This window comes from Streptomyces acidicola (genome assembly GCF_009377235.1).
Lineage (GTDB): Bacteria > Actinomycetota > Actinomycetes > Streptomycetales > Streptomycetaceae > Streptomyces > Streptomyces acidicola.
Window position 1 is genome coordinate 1 of the sequence record NZ_VMNX01000377.1, and the last position, 6,224, is coordinate 6,224.

The following is a 6,224-nucleotide window of genomic DNA, read 5'->3' on the forward strand; positions in this document are numbered from 1 at the left end:
GGGGTGTCGGGGGCAGATGGGGAGAGCCGCCTGGGGGGCATGAGCGCGAGGACGTCGGCGGTCCCGCGATCAGGTCAACCGGGAAACCGCTTTCCGATCTTTCATAGCCGCACCCTACTCGCGGGCCGCCAGCCTCTCAGTTGCCTACTGCCGGGTAGGAGAAGTGACAAAGACGACAGTGTTTTCCCATTTCGGGGGGCTGTCAACTCGGGGTAAAGATGCGTCATTTGGGCTCAGCGCGCAGCCGCCGCCACACCGCCTTGGCCGCGTTGTGCCCGGACATGCCGTGCACACCGGGTCCCGGCGGGGTTGCCGAGGAACAGATGAAGACCGCCGGATGCGGGGTGCTGTAAGGGAACAGGGAGAGCTTCGGACGGAGCAGGAGCTGCAGGCCGGAGGCGGCACCGCAGGCGATGTCCCCGCCGACGTAGTTGGCGTTGCGCGCGGCCAGTTCGGGCGGGCCGGCGGTCGCGCGGGCCAGCACGCGGTCGCGGAACCCCGGTGCGAAACGCTCCAGTTGACGCTCGACGGCGTCCGTGAGGTCCCCGGTCCAGCCGTTCGGCACATGGCCGTACGCCCAGAAGACGTGCTTGCCCTCGGGCGCGCGGGTGGGGTCGGCGACGCTGGGCTGCACGGTGATCAGGAAGGGCGGGTCCGGGGCGCGGCCCGTGCGGGAGGCCGCGTACAGGGCGGCGCCGATCTCGGACTCGTCGGCCGCGACCTGGACGGTACCGGCGCCACGCGCCTCCTCAGCGGTCCAGGGCACGGGGCCGTCCAGCGCGTAGTCGATCTTGAAGATGCTCGCCCCGTACCGGTATGTCTCGTAGTAGCGGCCGAAACCCGCGATCCGGGCCAGGGCGGCGGGTGAGGTGTCGAAGACGTACGCGCGCGCGGGCGGCAGGTCGTCGAGGCGCTTGACCTCGTAGTCGGTGTGGACGGTGCCGCCGAGGTCCTTCAGGTAGGCGGTGAGCGCGTCCGAGATGGCCCCCGAGCCGCCGCGGGCGACGGGCCAGCCGCGGGCGTGCGCGGCCAGCGCGAAGACCAGGCCGACGCCGCCGGTGGCGAAGCCGTCGAGCGGGGCGATGACATGGGCGACCAGCCCGGCGAAGAGGGTCTTGGCGCGCACGTCGTGGAAGCGGCGTGTCAGCCAGGTGGAGGGCGGCAGGCCGACCAGGCCGAAGCGTGCCAGGGTGACCGGGTCGCGGGGCAGGGCGGTCGACGGCAGCGACATGAAGTCGCGGACCAGGGTGTCCCACCTGGGCAGGAACGGCTCGATCAGTCTGCGGTACGGCCCGGCGTCACGCGGCCCGAACGAGGCCGCCGTCTCGGCCACCGACCGGGCCAGCACCGCGGCCGACCCGTCGGGAAACGGGTGCGCCATGGGCCGCTCGGCGTGCAGCCACTCCAGGCCGTAACGCTGCAGCGGCATCGCGTTGAACGCGGGCGAGTTGATGCCCAGCGGGTGCGCGGCCGAGCACGGGTCGTGCCGGAAGCCCGGCAGGGTGAGCTCTTCGGTCCGGGCTCCCCCGCCGACGGTGTCGCGCGCCTCGAACACGGCCACGGAGAAGCCCCGACGGGCCAGCTCCACGGCAGCCGTCAGTCCGTTCGGCCCCGCACCCACCACGACCGCATCGAGCATCGACGGCACCTTCGGACTCCTTCGTCAGCCGATGGCCACTCGGGATCAGGATATGCCGGGGGACCGACAGGGCCGGGGCGCGGGTGGCACACCAGGAAGAGCCGCCCACCCGACGGCGCCCCGGATCACCCAGGACGCCACAGGAGACCACAGCCGATCAGACACCCCGGCCGGTCAGAGACCCGAGCCGATCAGAGACCCGAGCCGATCAGCGGTGCTTCGTCCGACAGCAGGCCCACCACGCGGCGCGCCGCGGCCTCGTCACGGGCCGTGGTGAACGGCAGGGCGTTGCCGCCCGTTATCCGGAAGGGCTCGCCCGTGCGGGTCAGATGCGTACCGCCTGCCTCCTCGACCAGGAGAATGCCTGCGGCGTGGTCCCAGGCGGCCTCCCAGGAGAAGGCCGTGGCATCCAACTCGCCGCGCGCGATGGCGAGATACTCCAGGCCGGCCGAGCCGCAGGCGCGCGCGGCGACTCCGTCGGCGTAGACGCCGAGGAGGGCCTGCTTCTGTTCGTCGGTCGTGTAGTCCGGGTGGGACGTGGCCACCCGGAGGTCCTCCCCCGGCTCGGGTGAGCCGGCCCGCAGGGGCTCGCCGTCGAGGGTGGCGCCCCGGCCCCGCACGGCGACGGCGATGAGGTCGAGGGCCGGAGCGAACGTCCACGAGGCACGCAGGACGCCGCCCTGGGCGAGCGCGACCAGGGTGCAGAAACCGGGGTCGCCGTGGACGAACTGGCGGGTGCCGTCGACCGGGTCGACGATCCACACCGGCGCCTCGCCCTGAATCGCCTCGTACGACGCCGGGTTGGCGTGCACCGCCTCCTCGCCGACCACCACGGAACCGGGCAGCAGCGCGGTGAGCGCCTCCGTCAGATACAGCTCGGCCTTGCGGTCGGCGTCCGTCACCAGGTCGTGCGGGCCGCTCTTCTGGTCGACCTCGTGCGCCGCGAGCCGGCGGAACCGCGGCATGATCTCGGCGGCGGCCGCCTCGCGGATCGCCTCCTCGACGTCGGTGACGTGCCGGGCGAGAAACTCGTCGATGGTTTCGTTGTCTTCGATCATGGCTCCATGAGAGCACGCGCCACTGACAATCCCTGCCCGGCCGGTGCACTCCGGGTGGAATCGCCGTGAATACCCGTGCGGGCGGGGCGCCCGCACCCGGGCCGACCGTCAGCGACCCGCCCGTCAGCGGCCGACCGCGTACCCCTGCATCCCCCGCGGGTTCGCCGCCGCGGACAGCAGCCCGGTCTCCGGATCGCGGGCGACCGCGCACAGCCGGCCCTCGGACCAGGCATCGCCGACCGTCACGTCGTGCCCGCGCCGCCGCAGTTCCGCCACCAGCTCGGGCGGCATGCGGGACTCGACCGTGACGCTGCCGGGGCGCATACCGCGGGGGTAGAAGGAGCCGGGGAAGCCGTCGTTGTGCCAGTTCGGCGCGTCGATCGCGCCCTGGAGGTCGAGACCGCCACGAATGTGGGGGCGCAGGGCGACCGCGAGGAAGAAGTGCAGCTGCCACTGGTCCTGCTGGTCGCCGCCGGGCGTGCCGAACGCCATGACGGGCACGCCGTCGCGCAGCGCGAGCGACGGCGTGAGCGTGGTGCGGGGGCGGCGGCCGGGGGTGAGGGAGTTCGGCAGGCCCTCGTCCAGCCACGTCATCTGGAGCCGGGTGCCGAGCGGGAAGCCGAGTTCGGGCACGACCGGGTTGGACTGGAGCCAGCCGCCGCTGGGCGTGGCCGCGACCATGTTGCCCCAGCGGTCGACGACATCCAGGTGGCAGGTGTCGCCGCGGGTGCCCCCGTTTGCCGCGACGGTCGGCTCGCCGACTCCCAGTACGTCGAACCCGGGCTCGTCGGTGGCCACCACGCGCGCGTGGGAACTCAGCCGTGGAACGCGCCCTCCGGGGCTGCCGGGTCGCAGTTCGTACGACGCCGTGTCGCCGACGAGCGCGCGCCGTCCGGCGTTGTACTCCTCCGACAGAAGATCGCCGAGCGGCACCTCGGCCGGGTCCCCGGCGTCCCCGTACCAGGCCTCCCGGTCCGCCATGGCGAGCTTGCAGCCCTCGACGAGCAGGTGCACGTACTCGGCGGACCCGTACCGGGGCAGCTCCGGCGGCAGGAGCGCGAGTTGCTGCAACAGCACCGGGCCCTGGCTCCAGGGGCCCGCCTTGCACAGGGTCCAGCCGTTCCAGTCGTATGTCACCGGCGGCTCGTAGGACGCGGACCAGGACGCCAGGTCGGCTGCCGTGAGCGTGCCGGTGTGGCGCTCACCGCTGGTGTCCATGGTGGGCCGCGCGGCCTGCCGCAGAAGCGCCTCGGCGATGAAGCCTGACCGCCACACCTGACGTGCCGCCTCGATCTCGGCCACGCGGTCCCCCGCACCGGACACCTCGGCGAGCAGCCGCTTCCAGGTGGCGGCCAGCGCCGGGTTGCGGAACAGCTCGCCCGCGCGCGGGGCCCTCCCACCGGGCAGGTACACGTCCGCCGACGAGACCCACTCCTCCTCGAAGAGGGCACGCACCGTCTCGACGGTCTCGCCGACGCGCTCCACCGGCGGGTGACCGTCCTCCGCGTACCCGATGGCGTACTTCAGGACGTCGGCGAGAGGCTTCGTCCCGTGGTCGCGCAGCAGCAGCATCCAGGCGTCGAACGCGCCGGGGACGGCCGCCGCGAGCGGGCCCGTACCGGGTACGAGATCCAGACCGAGTCCGCTGTAGTGCTCGATCGTGGCCCCGGCGGGCGCGACACCCTGACCGCACAGCACCCTGACCTCGCCGCCCGCCGGAGCGAGGATGATCGGGACCTCGCCCGCCGGGCCGTTGAGGTGGGGTTCGACGACGTGCAGTACGAAACCCGCGGCCACGGCCGCGTCGTACGCGTTGCCGCCGTCCTCCAGGACGGCCATCGCCGACTGTGAGGCGAGCCAGTGAGTGGAGGACACCATGCCGAAGGTGCCCGAGAGGGTGGGCCGGGTGGTGAACATGCAGCTCTCACCTCGTTGTTCACGCGCGTCGGTCGGTCCGGTCAATGATCAGGACCTGCCCATCTGAGCAGCCGGCATGCGTCCCCGGCTGCCCCGCCTCGTCACACGGTCACCCGGCCGGCCTCCGGCGCTGCCGCCCCGGCTACAGTCGGCGCCTGCCCGCCGTCAGCAGATGCCCGCTCACGCCCAGCAGCGACGGTTCGGACTCGATGCGCCGGCTCGCCGCGAGGACGGCCTCCCGTCGCTCCGGGTCGTCCAGCCACTCCTCGACACGGCCCATCAGCCAGGCAACGCCCTCGACGCCGTACTGGCCCTCGTGAGCCAGCCCCGCCTCGGTGAACTCGCCGGGTACGTCGGTGGGGTCGGCGAAGTACGCGGTGGTGAAGAGCGGGTCGTCGGGTGCGTGCATATGGTGGCCGTCGCCCAGGTAGGCATCGGTCCGCGCACGGTGCGACGGCACGAAGTAGTGCCCCAGCTGAAGGCCGTCGTGGAGCCCCGCGAAACGGTTGATGGTGGCCGCGACGACCAGCCCACCCGGCCGGACGGCGCGATGTGCCTCGGCGAGCGCACGCACCCGGTCGGCGCGCTCCGGCAGGTGGTAGAGGGGCCCGAGCAGGAGCACGACGTCGTACGCCGCGTCCTCGGCGGGCAGAGCGCGGGCGTCTCCGGGGCGGACACTGACGCCCGGCAGTCGCGCGGCCTGTTCCAGGTGCAGGGGCACGGGGTCCACGAGTTCCACCTCGTACCCGTCGCCCGCCAGCCACTCCGCGTGCACGCCGCTGCCCCCGCCGACGTCGAGCACGCGCGCGGGCGCGTCCGGCAGGAGTCGGCGCAGCACCTCCTGGGTTCGCCAGAACTCCAGCCGTCCGGCGCCCTGTTTGAGGCGGGCGTCCTCCTCCCCTCGCTCGTAGTAGGCGAGGATCTCGTCGCGCAAGGAGGGCGGTGAGGGCTCAGTGGCGGGCTGTGGCTGAGTCATGCGTCAAGGCTCCTGATTCCGGACGGCGCCCCGCAACCGGTTGATCCTGGACACGCGCCGTAACCCCCTGATCCCGAACGCGCGCCGCAACCCGTCAATCCCGGACGGCGCCCCGCAACCCGTTGGTCCCGGCGGCACGAGTCCGTGCCCCCGCGGTCAGGGGGTCCTCGTCCATGCCGTCGTCCCCAGGACGTTCTCCGGGCCGATGTCCAGGTAGTCCTCGGCACGTACGGTCGTCACGTCGTCTCCCTCCCTGGGCGCGACACGAAGGAACGTGCCCTTCTCCACGGCCATCCGCCAGTACAGTCCCGCGCCGGCGGTCTCACCCGGAGCCAGGGTCAGCGGCTCGGGGCCGGGGTCCTCCGGGGCCATGGACACCTCGTCCGTGCCCTCGGCGGTGCGTACTGCCTCCAGGGGCGCGCCTGCCTCGTCGAGCACGGTGACGGAGGGGTAGCCCTTCAACTCGTACGGCTCGGCAGAACAGTTGGTCACGGTGAGGGTCATGGCGCGCAGTCCCATGGCGGCGCTGACAGGACCGGTGCCGAAGCGCACGCCGGAGGGCGGACAGCCCCGCTGCGGCTGGAGCGGCACCGACGGCGAGGCATCGGGAGTCACGGACGCGGGTGGCGGGGCG

General features: G+C 72.8%; 5 protein-coding genes. All 5 read right to left on the reverse strand.

Features of this window, described 5'->3' with window-relative positions; all coding sequences use genetic code 11:
* Positions 1 to 223: 223 nt before the first annotated feature.
* Complete coding sequence (locus tag FPZ41_RS44070) at positions 224 to 1,639, reverse strand: phytoene desaturase family protein (protein WP_152870241.1); 1,416 nt, start codon at positions 1,637 to 1,639, stop codon at positions 224 to 226.
* A 191-nt stretch (positions 1,640 to 1,830) separates the two neighbouring features.
* A complete protein-coding gene (locus FPZ41_RS44075; protein WP_152870243.1) occupies positions 1,831 to 2,697 on the reverse strand; it encodes an inositol monophosphatase family protein in 867 nt (288 codons plus the stop codon).
* A 123-nt stretch (positions 2,698 to 2,820) separates the two neighbouring features.
* A complete protein-coding gene (locus tag FPZ41_RS44085) occupies positions 2,821 to 4,614 on the reverse strand; it encodes a gamma-glutamyltransferase family protein (protein ID WP_152870246.1) in 1,794 nt (597 codons plus the stop codon).
* Between the two features lie 142 nt (positions 4,615 to 4,756).
* Positions 4,757 to 5,590, reverse strand: coding sequence for a class I SAM-dependent methyltransferase (locus FPZ41_RS44090; RefSeq protein ID WP_152870248.1), 834 nt, complete (start codon positions 5,588 to 5,590; stop codon positions 4,757 to 4,759).
* 156 nt (positions 5,591 to 5,746) lie between these two features.
* Positions 5,747 to 6,205 carry a DUF4232 domain-containing protein gene (locus tag FPZ41_RS44095; protein WP_322621511.1) on the reverse strand — a complete coding sequence of 153 codons (459 nt, stop codon included), beginning with the start codon at positions 6,203 to 6,205 and terminating at the stop codon, positions 5,747 to 5,749.
* Positions 6,206 to 6,224 lie beyond the last annotated feature (19 nt).

Bases quoted from the DNA above. Each gene is read 5' to 3' on its own strand.
- FPZ41_RS44075 (WP_152870243.1), bottom strand. From the start codon at position 2,697: ATGATCGAAGACAACGAAACCATCGACGAGTTTCTCGCCCGGCACGTC.
- FPZ41_RS44090 (WP_152870248.1), bottom strand. From the start codon at position 5,590: ATGACTCAGCCACAGCCCGCCACTGAGCCCTCACCGCCCTCCTTGCGC.
- FPZ41_RS44070 (WP_152870241.1), bottom strand. From the start codon at position 1,639: ATGCTCGATGCGGTCGTGGTGGGTGCGGGGCCGAACGGACTGACGGCT.
- FPZ41_RS44085 (WP_152870246.1), bottom strand. From the start codon at position 4,614: ATGTTCACCACCCGGCCCACCCTCTCGGGCACCTTCGGCATGGTGTCC.